Origin of the sequence: Gluconobacter sp. GP1, from assembly GCF_032913585.1 — a bacterium.
In the GTDB taxonomy this organism is placed as follows: domain Bacteria; phylum Pseudomonadota; class Alphaproteobacteria; order Acetobacterales; family Acetobacteraceae; genus Gluconobacter; species Gluconobacter cerinus.
The window spans coordinates 1-1,388 of the sequence record NZ_JASGXC010000021.1; the positions used below are offsets into that span (position 1 = coordinate 1).

1 protein-coding gene and 1 pseudogene are annotated in these 1,388 nt (G+C 57.3%); both read left to right on the forward strand.

The window, feature by feature from the left end; genetic code table 11:
- Positions 1-842, forward strand: a pseudogene (locus R5H23_RS16370) (shufflon system plasmid conjugative transfer pilus tip adhesin PilV); the annotation flags it as partial.
- Positions 839-1,388, forward strand: a 550-nt coding sequence (locus R5H23_RS16375) for a DUF1796 family putative cysteine peptidase (RefSeq protein WP_317216082.1), incomplete at its 3' end; no start/stop codon positions are given. The pseudogene R5H23_RS16370 and the gene R5H23_RS16375, both read left to right, overlap by 4 nt.

The window sequence follows — 1,388 nt, forward strand, 5'->3', positions numbered from 1 at the left end:
CAGGCCACTTCGTCGGTCTGGCAAGTGGGACTGCAGGAGCCCAGTACAACAGCGACGCGCTCTACCGCGATGCCGTCCCGAACCATCCTGAGTTGTCGACAATGAACAACACGCTGAACATGGGTGGAAACGATATCGCCAACGCTAATACCATCTCGGGTGTACGCGGGCGCTTTACCAACAATATCGCCACAAACAGCCTCGATCCGAACTCGGGATACCCCAATGGCTGGGCTGGCGGCGCGCACGTCAACGACCTCTACGCCCATGGCTCAATCGGAGCGGGACCAATAAATGGGCCGGCAGCCGCCTGGATGAACGCAAACGGTGACGCAGGCTTCAATCACTCTGTCTCCGTGGGCTGGACACTCAGCGCCAATCAGATTGTCCTTCCCCAGGGCAACTCCCTGCAAATCGGCAACCAGTACCTCTATGGCGATGGAAACAATATCGCCATGCGTACAGGCGGAACGTTCTATCTTCAGCACTATGACGGGTCTGCTGCGGATGAAAACGTGTCGACTCTGTCGGCCGAAAAGCTCGTGCATCTGAACGGTACTGCGGCTCCTGGCGAGGGATGCAATTCTGGAGGACTGACTGCGCAGAACGACGGGAGCGGTCGCTTGCTGAACTGCGTCAACGGAACATGGCAGTCCGTAACCCGCGCGCCCTTTGGCTACTACGTCCCTCCGACAACAAACGGCAGGAACAACTACAACGTCGTTAATCCCTACACTGGCGGTTTCTCTTGCCAGGCAGGAACGCAGGACATGCAGTCAGCCGTTCTTTGGTACGGCGACTACGGCTTCTCTGCTCTTCATCTTTGTATCGCACCACAATGAGCGACGCACGCACCCTAGATCGGGCCCGTAAGGGTCGATCCGGTATCAAGCCCGGAACCTACGACTTGACCCCTGAGTTTCTCATCTCGCTGCGCACGGCTTTGCAGCGCCGTCGGCACCGCCGCTCCTCTAAAATGCCAAGCTACGGCACCCGGGAGATCAACGGACAGCGCGTCAGGCATACCGTTGCACTCGGAACCCACTGCCTTCCTGCAACCATCCTTCAGCAGGCGGAACTTCGCCAGTTTGCCCTTCCCTTCGATTGGATCCATGCCACTCCGGGAATGATCCGTCACTGTCTCGAAAACGACTTTGCGGACTTCCTGCCTGAACAGGGAGAGCGTCATCATCCAACGTTTCGTGACCGGTTTGGCTTAAAGGAGATCTTTCTACACAAGGACCCGCAGTCGGAAGGTGACCGGACTTATTATCAGCGCTGCATCGAGCGCTTTCGCCTGTTGATGAAATCGAGAGACGCCAAGCTCTTCGTGATGATCTCGCGACCATCCAATCCCATCGGGTGGCATTTTCCCGAGCTTGTTGACC